Below are 15811 nucleotides of genomic sequence, written 5' to 3'. Positions count from 1 at the left end.
CAAGCCTCAGCTCGGATAGACGCCTAAAAAGCGTTGCAGCAGTTCCGACAGGATCATGCCGGGAATGAGGAGCGTCATCACCAGCGCCGCGACGAGCAGAGGCTGTTCCCGCACGAAGAATTTCACGATCCGGGAAAAGCAGAATACCAGGGTCAGCAGCAGCGAAAACCACAGGATGGCGATCAGCCCCTGTAAAGACGGCGCCAGCAGCGCGATCAGGATCAGCGTCGCGTAGGCATAGGAAAACGGCAGCGACAACCAGTTGGCGACAACGACGAGGGCTGGAAATTTCTGTCGCGCGCCGAATGCCATCAAGAGAAAACCGATGAGGATCAGCGGCGCCATCCAGCAGATGGCTTCGACCATCGCCAGGCGAACGAAGAAGATGGCACCGGTGCCGACACCTTCCGGCAAGACGGAAACATAGGCCTCATGCCACCAGTACCAGGACAGCGCCATGGACGGCAGGCACCACAGCGCCGCATAAAACGACCGCGTCATGCCGCGATCTGTCAGGTCCAGCAATCGGCCGCCTGCAGGGTCGCCCAGAAGCAGCAACCAGAGGCCCCTGACGTATAGGGTTATCTCGTTATACGACGGCATGGCTGAACCAGCGTTCGATGAAGACCTCGTAGATGCGGGTCAGCGTTTCCAGGTCTGCGACGGCCACGCGCTCGTCCACCATGTGCATGGTCTGGCCAACGAGGCCGAATTCCACCACCGGGCAATAGTCCTTGATGAAACGGGCATCCGATGTGCCGCCGGTGGTCGATAGTTTCGGCTCTTGGCCGGTGACGTCTGCCACCGCACCGGACAGCGACGAAATCAACGCGTTGTTGCGGGTTAGGAAAACATGGGCGGGACGATCGGCCCAGACGATGTCGTATCTGACCGGCGAACGATCCGGGCGCAGCGCGCCATCGGCTGCGGCCTCGTCCAGACGGCGGATGATCTCGGCGCGCAGCGTCTCTGCCGTCCATGTGTCGTTGAAACGGATGTTGAAGGCAGCGGTCACCCTGGCCGGGATGACATTGGTCGCAGCATTGCCGGTGTCGATGGTCGTCACTTCGAGATTGGACGGCTGGAAGGTATCGGTACCGGTGTCAAAAGGCGGATCCATCAGCGCATGGGTCAGTTGCAACATGCCGCGAAGCGGATTGTCGGCCAGATGCGGATAGGCGGCGTGACCCTGAACGCCATGGACCGTGATGCGGCCCGACAGCGAACCGCGACGACCGATCTTGATCATGTCGCCGAGTTTGTCCGGGTTGGTGGGTTCGCCCACCACGCAGGCGTCCCATGTTTCGCCCTTGGCGGCGGCCCATTCGAGAAGTTTTGAGGTGCCGTTGATCGATGGACCTTCTTCATCGCCGGTGATGAGGAAGGAGACCGAACCCTCGGGCTTTCCATGCTTTTCGATATGGCGGGCGATGGCCGCGACGAAACAGGCGATACCGCCCTTCATATCGACGGCACCGCGTCCGAACATCTCTCCGCCTGAAATCTCGGCGGAAAATGGTGGATGGCTCCATGATGCTTCGTCGCCCACTGGCACGACATCGGTATGACCCGCAAACATCAGATGCGGACCGTCAGTGCCAAGCCGGGCGTAGAGGTTTTCGACGTCAGGCGTTCCCTCTTCCGTCGCCATCACACGCTCGACCGCAAAGCCGAGCGGCGTCAGCAGGGTATCGAGAAGTGTCAGCGCGCCGCCTTCTGCTGGTGTCACCGACGGGCAACGGATGAGAGCGGCAAGATTGGCGACGGGATCGGTGGCATTCATGGGTCAGTCTACTCTTGTCAGTCGCGCAGCAACTCGTTGATGCCGGTCTTGGAGCGGGTCTTCTCGTCGACCGTCTTGACGATGACGGCGCAATAGAGGCTCGGGCCCATCTCACCATTCGGGAAGGGCTTGCCTGGCATGGTACCGGCCACGACGACGGAGTAAGGCGGGACTTCGCCATAGGTGATCGAGCCGGTGGCGCGGTCCACGATCTTGGTGGATTTACCGATGAAGACGCCCATGCCAAGAACCGCACCTTCGCGGATGATGCAGCCTTCAACGACTTCGGAGCGTGCGCCGATGAAGCAATTGTCTTCGATGATGGTCGGACCCGCCTGAAGCGGCTCCAGAACACCGCCGATGCCAACGCCGCCGGAGAGATGGACGTTCTTGCCAATCTGCGCGCAGGAGCCGACGGTTGCCCAGGTATCGACCATGGTGCCTTCATCGACATAGGCGCCGAGATTGACGAAGGACGGCATCAAGACGACGTTCCTGGCAACGTAAGCCGAGCGGCGCACGACGGCATTCGGCACGGCGCGGAAGCCTGCGGCGCGGAACTGGTTCTCACCCCAGTTCTCGAATTTGGAGGGGACCTTGTCCCACCATGTGGATTCGCCAGGGCCACCGGTGACGATGTCCATGTCGTTCAGGCGGAAGGATAAAAGCACAGCCTTCTTCAGCCATTGGTTCACGGTCCAGTTGCCATCGGCCTGCTTCTCGGCAACGCGCACCTGTCCGCCATCGAGCAGGTTCAGCGCGGTCTCGACGGCCTCGCGAACCTCGCCTTTGGTCGATATGTTGACGCTATCGCGATTATCGAATGCGGCTTCGATGATTGTTTCAAGGGAGCCGAGATCGGGGATGCTCATGAGAATTCCTTAAACTTCGCTGACTATCGTCACATACAGGGAAATATCCGCACCGCTGGCCGGACATGGTCAATTGCTCTAAGCGAGTGTTTCAAGGGCGTCAATGTGATTTGGCGCGGGCAGACGAAAGGCATGGACAATGGCAAAACTGAAAAATGGCAAGTTGCATCGCAAGGATGGCGTCTGGGATCCGTTGAAATCCAGTTCGGATGACAAGCGCCAGGCCGAAGGCTTGCCCAAGACCCCGCAATCGGCATCGCCATCCTACCGTCTGGCCTATGCCGATACCGATTTTCTGTGCCGGGAAGAATTGCGGCCCATCCGGTTGCAGCTGGAGCTGATGAAGCCGGAGATGATCCTGACAGAGCGGGGCATCAAGTCGACCGTCGTGCTGTTTGGCGGTGCGCGCATTCCCGAACCGGGCGGTGAGGCCTGGGCGGCCCGCAATGAAACACAGAGAAAGAACCTGGAAGCCGCATCGGTTTATTACGACGAGGCCCGCAAGTTTGCGAAACTTTGCGCAGGCGAATCGCAAAAGCACGATCACCGTGAATATGTCGTGATGACGGGTGGTGGACCCGGTGTGATGGAGGCGGGCAATCGCGGTGCATCGGAAGCCGGTGCCCCATCGATTGGCCTCAACATCCTGTTGCCGCACGAGCAGGCACCCAACCCGCATGTCACGCCGGAACTCAGCTTCAACTTCCACTATTTCGCGATCCGCAAGATGCACTTTCTGATGCGTGCGAAGGCCGTCGTGGTCTTTCCTGGCGGCTTCGGCACCATGGACGAGCTGTTTGAAACGCTGACGTTGATCCAGACCAAGCGCATGGCACCCATCCCGCTCATCCTGTTCGGGGAAGCCTTCTGGCGATCCATCATCAATTTCGAAGCGCTGGCCGATTTTGGCACGATTGCGCCAGATGATATGGAGCTGCTGCACTTTACCGAAACCGCCGACGATGCCTGGAAGATCGTCGCGGATTTCTATGAGCTTTGAGCAGGGTGCCAACCTGCCTTCGTCACCCCGCATCAAGTGCGGGGTGACGAAAGAAAAGAATCAAATCCGCGCAAAGCGCTCGGTCAGCAACGCGAAGAAACCGTCGGCGTCCACATCGCGCATGACGCGCGCGTTTGGTTCGCGACCGGTCACCTTCCACCAGTCGACAACCGTCATGCCGATGGTGAGCTCGGAATTGACCTCGATCTCGACATTGCAGTCGCGACCCTCGAACAGGTCCGGCTTGATCAGATAGGCGATGACGGTGGGGTCATGCAGCGGTCCGCCGTCCGAGCCGTATTTCTCCACGTCGAACCGTTCGAAAAACTCCAGCATCTCGGCCATGGCAATCGCCGGGCGGGTGCCGATATCGCGGATGGCGGCAACGCGGGCCTTGGTGGTCAAAAGCTTGTGCGTGACGTCGAGCGGCATCATGACCAGCGGGATACCTGAACGGAAGACGATGTCGGCAGCATGCGGATCGACATAGATGTTGAATTCGGCGGCGGGCGTGATGTTGCCACCCTCGAAGAAACCGCCGCCCATCAACACCAGTTCCTTGACGCGCGGCGCAATGTCGGGTGCTTTTTGCAAGGCGGTGGCAATGTTCGTCAGTGCACCCAGCGTGCACAGCGTAATCGTGCCTGACGGCTCGCGGCGGATCGTCTCGATGATGAAGTCGATGGCATCTTGCGATTGCGCTTCGAGAACCGGCTCAGGCAAGGTCGGGCCATCAAGGCCGGTGCTGCCGTGAACGTGCTCGGCGGTGATCGGCGCGCGCACCAGCGGGCGTTCACAACCTTCATAGACGGGGATTTCGGTGCGGTTGCACAGTTCCAGCATGATGCGGATGTTGCGGCTGGTGAGTTTCAGCGGCACGTTACCGGCGACGGCACACAGACCGAGGATTTCGATTTCGTCCGGGCTTGCCAAAGCCAGCATGATGGCGGCTGCGTCGTCCTGCCCCGGATCGGTGTCGATGATGATTTTTCTGCGCTCGGTCATGATTGTCCTGCTGTTTCTATGACACGCCTTTTCAGGCCTGTTTCCAAGGCTTGTCAAGCACGTGGCGGTTCAGACTTTTCCCGGCATGACGTTCTTGCGTTGCAAACACCATATTCCCATATGAACACTTGCCGCCGCAAACGGGGCACACGTTCGTCGCTTGGGTACAAGGACTGAAAGATATGAGCCGAATGACACCCTTCACGCACCCGCTGATGCTGGGCTTCGATGCCATGGAAAAAACGCTGGAGCGGATGGCGAAGGCGAATGACGGTTATCCCCCCTACAATATAGAGCGACTGGTCGCAGATGGCGAACGCCCGGAGCGTTTGCGCATTACCATTGCGGTTGCCGGATTTTCTGAAGACGAGCTCGATGTGACGACAGCCGACAACCAGCTCGTCATTCGCGGTCGCCAGCAGGAACAGGATGCGCGCGACTACCTTTATCGCGGCATCGCTGCACGCCAGTTCCAGCGGGTTTTCGTGCTCGCGGACGGCATGCAGGTCAATGATGCGCGCCTTCGCAACGGTTTGCTGTCCATTGATCTCACACGGCCCGAAATCTCCAGCGTGGTGAAAAAAATTAACATTTCCGTTTCACAATAGGATTCTGCACGCCAAGCGACGCACCGCGGCGCGACGTCTGAAGAATATGGAGACCGAAATATGCTCTTGAAAGAAGCGCATGCGCGTTTGACCAAGTCCCAGCTGGCTCACATCGGTGCAGGCGAAGTCGGATACATCAGAAAGATGCGCGCCGATGAAGTGACACGTTGCTTTCCGGAAGCCCCCAAGATTGATGCGGGTCTTGATCTTTGGGCGTTGTTCGGTGCCGATGGCACGCCGATCCTCCTGACGGACAATCGGTCCAGCACCTTCTTCAAGGCAGCAGAAGACGAGCTGCGCACCATCAGCGTGCACTGACAAGTCTTCCATCGGACAGTTTGAAGGCGCCTTACGGGCGCCTTTTGCATGTGGCCTACATGATGTCTTCCGGTGGTCTGCCGGGACGCGGGCGGTAGCGCGGAAAGGTCCAGCCGAAAATCAGCGCACCGCTTCGGATGGCGAATGCGGTGAGGACCCCGGCTCCCGACGCGATGAGAAGCGGAAGGCCGATGGCGTGGGCTGCGGTGAACACGCAAGCGCCCGCCAAGGCGCAGCTGATATAGACCTCGGGTCGCAGCAGTACGGAGGGTTCACCCGCCAGAATATCGCGCAACACGCCGCCGAAGGTCGCGGTCATGGTGCCGGTGACGATGGCGACAGTCGGAGAGCCGCTGACGGCAAGACCTTTCGCGGCTCCCATGACGCAATAGGCCGAAAGACCGACTGCATCCAGCCAGATCAGCAGCCTGTAGCGGGATTCCAGCAGATGGGCAGTGAGATACACGAGCGCCGCGATAACGACGCAGACGAGGATATAGGTGGGATTGACGACCCAAAAGACTGGCGCGCGGCCCAGTACGAGATCGCGCAACGTACCACCGCCGATGCCGGTGACCGATGCGAAAAACAGAAAGCCGATGAAATCCAGTTGTTTGCGCGACGCTGCAAGCGCGCCTGTGGCGGCAAAAACGGCGACGCCAGCATAATCGAGAAAGGCCAGAAGGGTCATGGAAGGGCGCTCCTCGAATGTTTGCGCGCGGTCAGTGTCACGCAAGGACGGCTCGATATGATCCACCGCCGGATCAAGGACGGCACGCCCATGCTGCCGCATCCATAGCGGAAACAGACCCAAAGGAAAATGCCGTGAGACGCCTTCTCTTCGTTACGCTTCAAGCGCTGGTTTTTCTGGCTGTTCCGATGATGGCGCAGGCCCAGCAGCAGCTGGTCAGCGACCCTGAAATCTACGAGAAGGACCACTTTCGTCAGGAGTGCAAGGTCGCGGAGTTCGGCGAGGGTTTCATCACCCGGCTTGACATCAACAATGACGGGATTATGGACGCGATCACCAATCGCGGCGAACTGACCTGCGATGGCGAGAAGGCGCGCAGTTGCAACGACGATGGCTGCCCGTATAATTTCTATGTGCAGGTCAAGGAAGGCGGCTATCTGATGATCGCCACCGCAACGATCTACAGCTATGAGTTCGTTCAGCGTTTCGGCAACATGGTGTTCGAATTCAAGATGCATCCCCGCTATTGCGAGCGCACCGACAGCGCGCCCTGCGTCATGACAGTGCGTGTGCGTGGCACCAAGTTCGTTACGATTTCCGCCAAGTAACGCTCACGGCAATCGGTCTTTGCGGGTTACGATACTGGATTGAAACCGGCGGCTGAGCGACCGTGGCATCACAAGACTTGCAAGCGCGACGACAAACACCAGCAGGCTGACCACGAGCAGGGCGAAACCGGGGAGCCGCTGTGCCAGAACGGCACCCGCAACGGCACCGATGAGCATGCCAATCCACGGAACCAGTTGAATGGTCCAGCCCAGCTTGCGTTCGCCCAGCAGAAAACGGCCGATACCGCGACCGAAGCGGGAGAGCGCTCCCGTGACATAGGTAAGTCCGATGGGCAGGCCCTCGACATGTTCCACCGCCGCATTGATCACGCCCATGGCAAAGACGACCAGATAGAACTGGCTGAGCGTCATGCCCTGCGTTTGCAGCACGGCGGCACAGGCCAAGACGAGGCTGACCGCACTCAAGACTGAGAAGAGCCGTCTCTCGGATGTGTGTGCGACGACGATGCCGACGGCATTGCCGGCAACGAAGGTGAGAACCGCGAGCAGCAGGGTGACGGCATGACCAAGATCACCGGCTTGCAGGGACAGTGCGGCACGCGTGGTGTTTCCGGTCATGAAGGACACGAAATCTCCAGACATCGTGAGGCCGATGGCATCCGTCATTCCCGCAATGAAGGAAATGGCGGCGACCAGCGAAACGCCGGTTGCTGTGCGCGTGGCGCGGATGAGTCTGCGGCGTCTCTGCCTGGTCATTGGATCTCGCAAGAATGGGTCGGACGGAGCCAGTCGGCATGTCCGCAACGGATGCGACTGTAAGCCAGCCGCAGCGGAGAATTCAATGGTGGCGTCGCCATATGGCTAAGCGTAACGGGGGATGGTATCAGGCATTCAATCAACAGGACGAACGAACGTATGACTGATGCCCCCCGTATCCCGGAAAAATCGCTGCATGAGCGCATTACGGGCGATGTGGAAGGGCGCATTCTCTCAGGCGAATGGCCCCCGGGCCATCGCATACCCTTCGAACATGAGCTGACGCTGGACTACGGCTGCTCACGAATGACGGTGAATAAAGCTCTCGGTGAACTGGTGAAGAAGGGTCTGATCGAGCGTCGTCGTCGCTCCGGCAGCTTCGTGACCCAGCCGCACGCCCAATCCGCCGTTCTGGAAATTCAGGACATTCAGCGCGAGGTGCAGGCGCTGGGCCTGATCTATGCCTACAGGCTCGATCGTCGTGAGATGAGATCGTCCAACGTTTCCGACCAGACGACGCTGGGCGTTGAACCGGGTGCGCCGGTTCTGGCCCTGACCTGCCGTCATTTCGCGACTGACGTTCCCTTCTGCCTTGAAGAACGTGTCATCAACGTTGCCACCGTTCCTGAAGCTGTTGCCGCCGATTTCAACGAAACGGGGCCTGGTTCCTGGCTTTTGAAGATGGTGCCGTGGAGTGCTGCGGAACATCGGATCCGGGCGATCCCAGCCGATAAGCGCGTGGCCGAAGCGCTGGCGATCCCCAATGGAACCGCCTGTCTGGTGATCGAGAGACGGACCTGGAACGGCCAGACCTATATCACCCATGTCAAGGTGACTTATCCCGGAGATCGTCACGAACTGGTGGCGCAATTTATGCCGTCGCAGCAGATGTGAGGCTCTTTCCGCCCTTCTTTTTGCATAAGAAGAGTTTACAGATCATATTTTCCCGATGTATTAGTTGTCTTTTCTACTCAACTTTGTTAGCGAGGCGCGCGGCCGCGTTCGCATCTGGGTTTTCTAAGAGATGCGGATTGTGGCTGTCAAAATCGACGCTTGTTACGGGATCCGGGAACAACATGATGGCACTTGAAACGTCGACCTTTTCGTCAAACTCTCATGCTGTGTCGCGCAAGCGGTGCGGGTCTGCCGCCATCATGCTGTCACTGGTGGCCTGCCTTGGGACAAGCCCTGTGTTTGCCCAAACAACGCCGCCAGCGCCGGCAAACGAGACAGCTCCGGCCGCGCAAAATGCGGCACCTCCGGCACCGCAACAGGCCCAGCCTGCGCCTGCGGGCGCTGCACCGGCGACAGCAGTCCAGCCACCGCTTCAGCCGACATTGGCCGAGCCTGTTGTAACGCCGCCCGCCACCACGCCGGAAAAGCGCGCGGATATTCCGCACAACCTGTCGCCATGGGGCATGTTCATGGCCGCCGACTGGGTGGTCAAGACGGTGATGATCGGGCTTGCCATCGCGTCGCTGATCACATGGACAGTCTGGGTCGCAAAGACCATCGAGCTGGCAGGTGCGCGCATTCGCGCCAAGTCCATCCTCAAGATCGTCCACAAGGCCAAGACCCTGTCGGAAGCCACCGATGCGGTGGACAAGAAGGGTGGGCCCAGCGCTGTGATGTTGCGCATGGCGACGCATGAAATGCAGCTTTCGGACGCCGTGGTGGCACACACCGATGGCGGCGGCATCAAGGAACGCGTGTCGTCCGTTCTGGGTCGCATCGAAACCCATGCGGGCCGCCGCATGTCGCGCGGCACCGGCATTCTGGCGACGATCGGTTCCGTATCGCCCTTCGTCGGCCTGTTCGGCACGGTCTGGGGCATCATGAACTCCTTCATCAGCATATCGGAATCGCAAACGACGAATCTCGCTGTCGTCGCGCCCGGTATCGCCGAAGCGCTTCTGGCAACGGCCATCGGTCTCGTCGCCGCCATTCCTGCCGTGGTAATCTACAACGTGTTTGCCCGCTCCATCACCGGCTATCGCCACCTGTTGGCCGATGTCGCCGCAGGCGTCGAGCGTCTGGTCAGCCGTGACCTCGATTTCCGTCGCATTCCGCCCGGTAATGCGGCCAAGCCACCTGTTTCCCTCGTGGGGCGCTGATCATGGCGGGCGGTATTCGCGACAGCGGGGGAGACGAACTCTCCGAAAACCATGAGATCAACGTCACGCCTTTCATCGACGTGATGCTGGTTCTGCTCATCATCTTCATGGTGGCGGCGCCCTTGGCGACGGTCGATGTGAATGTCGATCTGCCCGCATCCAGTGCCAAGCCTGCAGAACGCCCCGAAGAGCCGCTCTATCTCACGGTCAAGGACGACCTCTCTCTCAACCTTGGAAATGACGCTGTTGCCAGGGACGCGCTGACGGCGAGCCTTGATGCGCGCACCGGTGGCAACAAGGATACCCGCATTTTTCTGCGCGCCGACAAGGCCGTGGATTACGGGCATTTCATGGAAATCATGAACATGCTGCGGGACAGCGGTTATCTCAAGATCGCGCTCGTGGGGCTTGAGAATGCGGCGGCTGTGAGCCAGCCTCCAACAGCGGCACCATCCTCTCAGCCGCAGACCACGCCATTGGGCACATCAGCGCCTGGCGGAGCGGCTCCATGAACGAGACCGCTTTTCGCACCGGACGCTCCCGGCTGGGAGAAGTGGCCTTGTGGACGACGGCTGCGGTCCTGACGATTTCGGTGCATGCCGGTGCCGCATACTACCTTTTGCAGCAACCACCTGAGCCTCCCGCAGATAATGGACCGCCAGCGGCCATTATGATCGAGCTTGCCGCTCTCCCTGAGGCTGTCAATACTGAAGAGACGGTGGAGGCCGACGACGTCGTCGATACCGAAGAGGTGAAAACCGTCGAACCTGAAAAGGTGGAAGAAGTCCCACCGGAAGAACCGGTTCAGCCGCCACCCGAGCCCGTTGCCGAGGAAACGTCACCACCGCCGGAACCTCTGCCAGAGCCTGAACCGATGCCTGAGCCGCCGCCAGAGGTGGCCGAGCCGTTGCCGGAAGAACCGCCGCCACCTGTGGAAGAAGTGGATCCCGTTCAGCAGCAGCAGATGGCAGAGCTTGAAAATGTCGAGGTGCCGCTGCCCGTGCTGCGGCCGCCGCCACCGCCACCGCCACCTGTCGAGAAGCAGGTGGAAAAGAAAGACAAGCCCGACACGAAGAAGGCCGAACGCAAGGTTGCGCCACCGCCATCGGAAGCCAGACAGGCTGCCCGCTCGGAAACCACACAGTCCAACCGCACCGCAGCACCAAAAACAAGTTCAGGGCTGTTCTCCTCATCCGTATCGCCCGCCAAGTGGAATTCCAAGGTCCGCTCTGCCGTCTCCCGTCGTGTCGTGAGGCTCGCAGACAAGGGCACGGCCGTCACGGTTGCTTTCAGTGTCGATGCAGGCGGCTCCATATCCAGAGCGCGTATCCTGAGCTCCACAGGAGATGCGCAGATCGACAGCAAGGTCCTGAGCGCGTTGCAGCGTGTTTCGGTATCGGCACCACCGGAAGGGGCCGAAACGACATTTCAGGTCAGAATTCTGTTGGAGTGATCGCCCATTATTTGCGGTGATTGGACTTTTTGTTCGCGCGCGATTGAGGTACGGCTGTCTTCTCACCGGGAAGCATTCGACATCATGAAATTCAGTATTGAACAGGCGGAAGACTTCGTGTCTTCCATTTTCGAAAAAGATGGCGTTTTGCCAACCACTGCGCGTTCGGTCGCCCGCGCACTGGTCGCGGCGGAAGCCGCAGGTCAAAGCGGCCACGGCTTCAGACGCATTCCCGTCTACATCAAGCAGGTGCGTGTGGGAAAAGTGGATGCCAAGGCGGTCGCGGTCGCGACGCGTGTGCGCCCGGCCGTCCTGTCCATCGATGCCCATCTTGGTTATGCTTACCCGGCTATCGATCTCGCTGTCGACCAGCTTCCGGCCATTGCCCGCGAACAGGGTATCGCGCTTGCCGTGATCGGTCGGTCTCACCATGCCGGCGTCATGGCGCTGACGGTTGAGCGCTTCGCGGAACAGGGTCTCGTCGCCTTCATGGTGGCCAATGCACCCGCATCGATGGCGCCCTGGGGTGGCATCAAGCCATTGTATGGAACCAACCCGATTGCCTTTGCGGCTCCCGTCGAGGGGTCCGATCCATTGGTCATCGACCTTGCCTTGTCCAAGGTGGCGCGCGGAAAGATCATGGCTGCGCGCCAGAAGGGGCAAAGCATTCCCGAGGGATGGGCGCTGGATGCCAGCGGTCAGGCGACCACCGATCCGCATGAGGCGATCAATGGCACCATGGTTCCAGCCGGCGATGCCAAAGGCGCGGCACTGGCGCTGATGGTGGAGGTGATGGCGGCGGGTTTGACAGGTGGCAATTTCGGCTTTCAGGCTTCGTCCCTGCTGGATGATACCGGAACCGCGCCCTCGCTCGGCCATACGCTGATCGCAATCGATCCAAGTCTTGCCGGCGACACTGTCTTTGCCAAGCGTTTGGCCCTGATGGCCAGCGAAATCGAGGGGCAGGAGAACGCGCGGCTGCCTGGGCGCCGCAGTCAGGGTGTTCGCAAACAAGCGGCGGAAGACGGCATCGTCATCGATGACGACATACTGGTCGAAATCGAGGCTCTGTGATTATCGGCTGTGGCGGATTGTCTCTTCGAGAACGTCCGCCAGCATCTTGCCAGAGTGTTCCAGCGCGCCGCTATTGTCGATTGTCGTCACATCGAAATTTCCGCAGACTTCGATGGAGCCTCGCTGGAGCCGTCGCAGAATGTCGTCCCGGCTTTCGCGCCCGCGGCTTTGCAACCGCTCCGCCAGCACCTCCGGAGATGCGATGACGTTGATGACCTTCAGCGAGGGGAACGTCGCCTTGAAAAGAGACAGTGCCGAGCGTGAACCGTTAGCCACGACGATCTGACCCTCTTCAAGCCTGTCCAATACCGATGCGGGAATTCCATAGCTCAAACCGTGAGCCCGCCAGGAGATGCAGAAAGCGCCTGCGCCTTGTCGCCTGTCGAACTCCTCCTGGCTTACCGCATCGTGGTTTTCGCCGCCCGCATCGCTGTCTCGGGTGATCACGCGACGGGCGAAATACAGTCTGTCGCTTTGGCCGAATTGCGTTGCGGCAAACTGCATCAGCGTGTCCTTGCCAGCACCGCTCGGTCCCACCACCACAATCATGACGCCGTGGGTCTGTGACGCGGACCTGACACGCTGTGGGGCGTTCTCACTCATGCGACACGCCTTCCTTGCCGCCAGACGGAACGTACCACGGGCACACCATCATCACGGTGGACGCGCACGAGATCGGCGCGCAGGCCCGGTGCGATACGACCGCGATCATCGAGGCTCACGGTGCGCGCGGGCGTGGCCGTGACCATGGAAATCGCCTTGGGAAGCGTCATCCCCTCGACCTGGTCGACAAGCAGAAACGGTGCGTAGAGCAGGCTAAAGGGAACGTAATCCGAAGACAGGACATCAAGGACCCCGAGTTCGGCGAGGTCGCGCGCTGCGATATTGCCGGAATGGGACTTGCCGCGAACGATGTTCGGCGCACCCATCAGAACGCTCATACCGGCACTGTGCGATGCTTTTGCGGCCTCGACGCTGGTGGGAAACTCCGCCAGCTTCACCCCGTGACCAATGGCTTCCTCGACATGCGCATCCGTCGCATCATCATGGCTGGCCACGGTGATACCGTGCTCGGCGCAGCGGGCAGCGAGAAAATCCCGGTGTTGTGCCGAGTATTTCTGGGATGCGGACACGCGGCGATCGACGAAGGCCTTGAAGACCTCGTCGCTCAAGCCGCGTTTCTTCTGGTAGAACATGATGTACTGATCCATGGTCTGGAACTGTCGTTGACCCGGGGAGTGGTCCATTAGGGAGATCAGCCTGACCTTGGGGTCATCTTCGAAATCTTCGAAATGATCCAGCACATCAGCCGCCGCCACTTCGCAACGCAGGTGCAGCAGGTGGTCGGCGCGCAGCCGGTTCTCGCTCTGGGCGTGCTCGATGGCATCCGCCATATCCCGCATCTCGCCCTTTTTGAAGCCGCCATCCTCGTCCGAACCCAGACGCAGGCAATCGAACACCGTGGTGATGCCCGATGACGCGACCTGCGCATCGTGCGCCTGAATGGCCGCCGTCTTGTTCCAGGTCACTCCGGGACGCGGAGAATAATGCTGCTCCAGATGGTCGGTGTGCAGTTCGACGAGACCGGGGATCAGGAAGTCGCCCTCCATATCCTCGCCCGCCCTCGACGAACCGTCACTGATATCGACAATCAGGCCATCGCGAACAAGCAGAGAGCCCTTGATGATCTGGTCTTCAAGAACAATGCGAGCGTTGGAAAAAACATGTTCGGTCATGGGTATCAGTCTTTCGTGTCGTTGGCGCTATCGGCGCCGTGCGTCTGTCCGGCAGATCCGGTCAGGGGCAACCAGGTGTGGACGGTAAAATCGTCGCCGCGCGTCGGCTCAACAAAAAGCCCAAGCCCCGAGATCGTCAAAGGGCGGCCGGTAAATTCGGCGAATTTGCGGTGCAGAACGCTTGCCACGTCCGAACGGTGGTTTTCCGGTACCGGGCCGGTCAGAGTCATGTGGAAGCGAAAATCATCCATGACATGCGGGTAACCCCATCGCGTCAGGTTCTGCCTCTCGCTTTCCGTCAGATTTTGCGGCCTGCGTCGTGCAATATCGCTCTCTGAAAGGGGCGCGCGGAAGGGTTCGAAATAGCGGACAACATCTGCGGCGAAATCCTGTAGCGGCTGATGGACCCTGTCGGGCACGAAGGCAAAAAAAGGGCCAAGCGTGCCGATGACGGCAGTGGGGATAGCAAAGGCTTGACGGTTGCCGGCAAAGGCGCGGAAAGCCGTCAGAAGATCGGTCTCGCTGCGGTCAGCGGCAAGCTCGAAGGGTGCTTTCAACGTCGCATGAAATCCGTAGCGGCACGGGTCAGCGGTGATGTTGGCATAGGCTGCGTGTTCATCGTGGCGAGCACCCGTGAACGCATCTCGCCCGAGCCATCGCGACGCCGTTTCAGTAAGGGGATCGTCTTTCGCGGGTGTGAAATAAATGGCGTAACGCACAGGGCAGCACTTTCGATAGTCACGATCAAACAACAGTTTGAATGAATTCGCCTCTGATGTTCAAGGCTGTCACAGCGAATTAATACGTCTGCGTGACGGAATGATGATGTTTGTCGTGATATCGTATCAAGCGAGGCTGTTTGTCCGATGTGCACCTGTTTTGGTGCCCGCCGCGTACAGTGTGACACTCCCCGAAAACAGGGCTTTGAACCGTCAATGAAACTTCTTCAAGCATCGTGCGTTATTAATGCAAGTTTCAAAGATGCCAGGAGTAGACGATCATGGAAATCGGAATTCTTATCTCAGTATTCTTCGCAGTTTTCGCAGGTTCGACAGTATTCTGCGCCTACTGGTTCGGCGAACATCGTAACTTCTGAGGCTATGCTTCGATGAAGCCTCATATTTTGAATGTGTTTGATCACGAGAGCGCCCTGCCATATTCTGACGGGCGCTCTTTTCGTTTGGCCTCAATGCGCGGCCGACATATCGCCCAGGACGTCCTTTGACGCGACGGTTGAATCGGCATTCAGCTTGTAGACCATGGGCACACCGGTGGCGAGATTGAGCTTGAGGATTTCGTCCTTGCTCAACTTGTCCAGCACCATCACAAGCGAGCGCAGCGAGTTGCCGTGCGCAGCCACAAGCACTTTTTCGCCGCGCAGCACACGCGGCAGGATTTCCGTCAGATAGTATGGCCAGACGCGCGCACCCGTATCCCGCAGGCTTTCACCGCCTGGTGGCGGGATATCATAGGAGCGGCGCCAGATATGGACCTGATCTTCGCCCCACTTCGCGCGCGCATCATCCTTGTTCAAGCCGGAGAGATCACCGTAGTCCCGTTCGTTCAACGCCTCATCGCGGATCGTCTCGAGGTTGGACTGGCCGACATTGTCGAGAACCATCTGGCAGGTTCTTTGCGCGCGGATGAGAGACGACGTATAGGCCACATCGAATTTGATGCCGTAATCTGCCAGCGCCTTACCACCGGCATTGGCTTCCTGGACGCCAAGGTCGGTCAGGTCCGGGTCGCGCCAGCCGGTGAAGAGGTTCTTGAGGTTCCAGTCACTTTGGCCGTGACGAACGAGGACGAGGGTTCCGCTCATAGCAATGTCT

Annotated in this window: 19 protein-coding genes; 9 read left to right on the top strand and 10 right to left on the bottom strand. The window is 59.5% G+C overall.

Annotated features, from left to right (window positions below; translation table 11 throughout):
• Positions 1 to 6 precede the first annotated feature (6 nt).
• From GGQ73_RS13170 to dapD, 3 genes are read right to left on the bottom strand one after another with little or no spacing between them, the layout of a single operon-like run.
• Positions 7 to 558: a hypothetical protein gene (locus tag GGQ73_RS13170; protein ID WP_234910962.1), complete on the bottom strand. Its 552-nt coding sequence runs from the start codon at positions 556 to 558 to the stop codon at positions 7 to 9.
• A gap of 31 nt (positions 559 to 589) precedes the next feature.
• Positions 590 to 1783: a succinyl-diaminopimelate desuccinylase gene (dapE, locus tag GGQ73_RS13165; protein ID WP_183896724.1), complete on the bottom strand. Its 1194-nt coding sequence runs from the start codon at positions 1781 to 1783 to the stop codon at positions 590 to 592.
• Between the two features lie 17 nt (positions 1784 to 1800).
• Positions 1801 to 2655 carry a 2,3,4,5-tetrahydropyridine-2,6-dicarboxylate N-succinyltransferase gene (gene dapD, locus GGQ73_RS13160; protein ID WP_183896723.1) on the bottom strand — a complete coding sequence of 285 codons (855 nt, stop codon included), beginning with the start codon at positions 2653 to 2655 and terminating at the stop codon, positions 1801 to 1803.
• Between the two features lie 139 nt (positions 2656 to 2794).
• Here dapD and GGQ73_RS13155 point away from each other — a divergent pair, with 139 nt between their 5' ends.
• Entirely contained in the window at positions 2795 to 3655 is an 861-nt protein-coding gene (locus tag GGQ73_RS13155; protein ID WP_183896722.1) for an LOG family protein, read from the top strand.
• A gap of 60 nt (positions 3656 to 3715) precedes the next feature.
• Here GGQ73_RS13155 and GGQ73_RS13150 read toward each other — a convergent pair whose 3' ends face one another.
• Positions 3716 to 4660: a nucleoside hydrolase gene (locus GGQ73_RS13150; protein ID WP_174151804.1), complete on the bottom strand. Its 945-nt coding sequence runs from the start codon at positions 4658 to 4660 to the stop codon at positions 3716 to 3718.
• A 182-nt stretch (positions 4661 to 4842) separates the two neighbouring features.
• Between GGQ73_RS13150 and GGQ73_RS13145 the strand changes: the two genes are divergently transcribed.
• Together GGQ73_RS13145 and GGQ73_RS13140 are read left to right on the top strand one after the other, a co-directional pair.
• Positions 4843 to 5268, top strand: a complete 426-nt coding sequence (locus GGQ73_RS13145; RefSeq protein ID WP_183896721.1) for an Hsp20 family protein — start codon at positions 4843 to 4845, stop codon at positions 5266 to 5268.
• A 60-nt stretch (positions 5269 to 5328) separates the two neighbouring features.
• Positions 5329 to 5586, top strand: coding sequence for a BQ00720 family protein (locus GGQ73_RS13140; RefSeq protein ID WP_174151806.1), 258 nt, complete (start codon positions 5329 to 5331; stop codon positions 5584 to 5586).
• A gap of 55 nt (positions 5587 to 5641) precedes the next feature.
• Here the strand turns inward: GGQ73_RS13140 and GGQ73_RS13135 are convergent, their stop codons facing one another.
• Complete coding sequence (locus tag GGQ73_RS13135; RefSeq protein WP_183896720.1) at positions 5642 to 6277, bottom strand: trimeric intracellular cation channel family protein; 636 nt, start codon at positions 6275 to 6277, stop codon at positions 5642 to 5644.
• A 134-nt stretch (positions 6278 to 6411) separates the two neighbouring features.
• Between GGQ73_RS13135 and GGQ73_RS13130 the strand changes: the two genes are divergently transcribed.
• A complete protein-coding gene (locus GGQ73_RS13130; RefSeq protein ID WP_412762979.1) occupies positions 6412 to 6885 on the top strand; it encodes a hypothetical protein in 474 nt (157 codons plus the stop codon).
• A 3-nt stretch (positions 6886 to 6888) separates the two neighbouring features.
• On the opposite strand, the gene GGQ73_RS13125 is transcribed toward GGQ73_RS13130, so the two are convergent.
• Positions 6889 to 7602 (bottom strand): YoaK family protein, encoded by a 714-nt coding sequence (locus tag GGQ73_RS13125; protein WP_183896719.1) that lies wholly within the window; start codon positions 7600 to 7602, stop codon positions 6889 to 6891.
• Between the two features lie 159 nt (positions 7603 to 7761).
• On the opposite strand from GGQ73_RS13125, the gene hutC reads away from it, so the two are divergent.
• The 5 genes from hutC to GGQ73_RS13100 all read left to right on the top strand — a co-directional run bounded on the left by hutC (position 7762) and on the right by GGQ73_RS13100 (position 12243).
• Positions 7762 to 8496, top strand: coding sequence for a histidine utilization repressor (hutC, locus tag GGQ73_RS13120; protein ID WP_183896718.1), 735 nt, complete (start codon positions 7762 to 7764; stop codon positions 8494 to 8496).
• Between the two features lie 185 nt (positions 8497 to 8681).
• Complete coding sequence (gene exbB, locus GGQ73_RS13115; RefSeq protein ID WP_183896717.1) at positions 8682 to 9716, top strand: tonB-system energizer ExbB; 1035 nt, start codon at positions 8682 to 8684, stop codon at positions 9714 to 9716.
• A 2-nt stretch (positions 9717 to 9718) separates the two neighbouring features.
• Positions 9719 to 10228, top strand: a complete 510-nt coding sequence (gene exbD, locus GGQ73_RS13110; RefSeq protein WP_174151811.1) for a TonB system transport protein ExbD — start codon at positions 9719 to 9721, stop codon at positions 10226 to 10228.
• On the top strand, positions 10225 to 11169 hold the full coding sequence (locus GGQ73_RS13105; protein WP_183896716.1) for an energy transducer TonB family protein: 945 nt from the start codon (positions 10225 to 10227) through the stop codon (positions 11167 to 11169). The genes exbD and GGQ73_RS13105 overlap by 4 nt, the downstream gene beginning before the upstream one ends.
• An 84-nt stretch (positions 11170 to 11253) precedes the next feature.
• Positions 11254 to 12243: an Ldh family oxidoreductase gene (locus GGQ73_RS13100; RefSeq protein ID WP_174151813.1), complete on the top strand. Its 990-nt coding sequence runs from the start codon at positions 11254 to 11256 to the stop codon at positions 12241 to 12243.
• Here the strand turns inward: GGQ73_RS13100 and phnN are convergent, their stop codons facing one another.
• The 4 genes from phnN to GGQ73_RS13080 form a co-directional block, all read right to left on the bottom strand.
• A complete protein-coding gene (gene phnN, locus GGQ73_RS13095; protein ID WP_183896715.1) occupies positions 12244 to 12846 on the bottom strand; it encodes a phosphonate metabolism protein/1,5-bisphosphokinase (PRPP-forming) PhnN in 603 nt (200 codons plus the stop codon).
• Positions 12843 to 13979 carry an alpha-D-ribose 1-methylphosphonate 5-triphosphate diphosphatase gene (locus GGQ73_RS13090; RefSeq protein WP_183896714.1) on the bottom strand — a complete coding sequence of 379 codons (1137 nt, stop codon included), beginning with the start codon at positions 13977 to 13979 and terminating at the stop codon, positions 12843 to 12845. Before GGQ73_RS13090 ends, phnN begins: the two co-directional genes overlap by 4 nt.
• A gap of 5 nt (positions 13980 to 13984) precedes the next feature.
• Complete coding sequence (locus tag GGQ73_RS13085) at positions 13985 to 14698, bottom strand: DUF1045 domain-containing protein (protein WP_183896713.1); 714 nt, start codon at positions 14696 to 14698, stop codon at positions 13985 to 13987.
• A 467-nt stretch (positions 14699 to 15165) separates the two neighbouring features.
• On the bottom strand, positions 15166 to 15801 hold the full coding sequence (locus GGQ73_RS13080) for a 2,3-bisphosphoglycerate-dependent phosphoglycerate mutase (protein WP_174151816.1): 636 nt from the start codon (positions 15799 to 15801) through the stop codon (positions 15166 to 15168).
• Positions 15802 to 15811: the final 10 nt, after the last annotated feature.

This window comes from Rhizobium skierniewicense (genome assembly GCF_014196515.1).
Classification (GTDB): domain Bacteria; phylum Pseudomonadota; class Alphaproteobacteria; order Rhizobiales; family Rhizobiaceae; genus Agrobacterium; species Agrobacterium skierniewicense.
Note: the sequence above shows the minus strand (reverse complement) of the source record. Positions and strands in the feature narration are given on the sequence as shown.

Excerpts from the sequence above, each read along its gene's own strand:
- GGQ73_RS13090 (WP_183896714.1), bottom strand. The coding sequence starts at position 13,979 with ATGACCGAACATGTTTTTTCCAACGCTCGCATTGTTCTTGAAGACCAG.
- exbD (WP_174151811.1), top strand. The coding sequence starts at position 9,719 with ATGGCGGGCGGTATTCGCGACAGCGGGGGAGACGAACTCTCCGAAAAC.
- hutC (WP_183896718.1), top strand. The coding sequence starts at position 7,762 with ATGACTGATGCCCCCCGTATCCCGGAAAAATCGCTGCATGAGCGCATT.
- phnN (WP_183896715.1), bottom strand. The coding sequence starts at position 12,846 with ATGAGTGAGAACGCCCCACAGCGTGTCAGGTCCGCGTCACAGACCCAC.
- GGQ73_RS13135 (WP_183896720.1), bottom strand. The coding sequence starts at position 6,277 with ATGACCCTTCTGGCCTTTCTCGATTATGCTGGCGTCGCCGTTTTTGCC.
- GGQ73_RS13145 (WP_183896721.1), top strand. The coding sequence starts at position 4,843 with ATGAGCCGAATGACACCCTTCACGCACCCGCTGATGCTGGGCTTCGAT.
- GGQ73_RS13150 (WP_174151804.1), bottom strand. The coding sequence starts at position 4,660 with ATGACCGAGCGCAGAAAAATCATCATCGACACCGATCCGGGGCAGGAC.
- dapE (WP_183896724.1), bottom strand. The coding sequence starts at position 1,783 with ATGAATGCCACCGATCCCGTCGCCAATCTTGCCGCTCTCATCCGTTGC.
- GGQ73_RS13100 (WP_174151813.1), top strand. The coding sequence starts at position 11,254 with ATGAAATTCAGTATTGAACAGGCGGAAGACTTCGTGTCTTCCATTTTC.
- exbB (WP_183896717.1), top strand. The coding sequence starts at position 8,682 with ATGGCACTTGAAACGTCGACCTTTTCGTCAAACTCTCATGCTGTGTCG.
- dapD (WP_183896723.1), bottom strand. The coding sequence starts at position 2,655 with ATGAGCATCCCCGATCTCGGCTCCCTTGAAACAATCATCGAAGCCGCA.
- GGQ73_RS13080 (WP_174151816.1), bottom strand. The coding sequence starts at position 15,801 with ATGAGCGGAACCCTCGTCCTCGTTCGTCACGGCCAAAGTGACTGGAAC.
- GGQ73_RS13125 (WP_183896719.1), bottom strand. The coding sequence starts at position 7,602 with ATGACCAGGCAGAGACGCCGCAGACTCATCCGCGCCACGCGCACAGCA.
- GGQ73_RS13155 (WP_183896722.1), top strand. The coding sequence starts at position 2,795 with ATGGCAAAACTGAAAAATGGCAAGTTGCATCGCAAGGATGGCGTCTGG.
- GGQ73_RS13140 (WP_174151806.1), top strand. The coding sequence starts at position 5,329 with ATGCTCTTGAAAGAAGCGCATGCGCGTTTGACCAAGTCCCAGCTGGCT.
- GGQ73_RS13105 (WP_183896716.1), top strand. The coding sequence starts at position 10,225 with ATGAACGAGACCGCTTTTCGCACCGGACGCTCCCGGCTGGGAGAAGTG.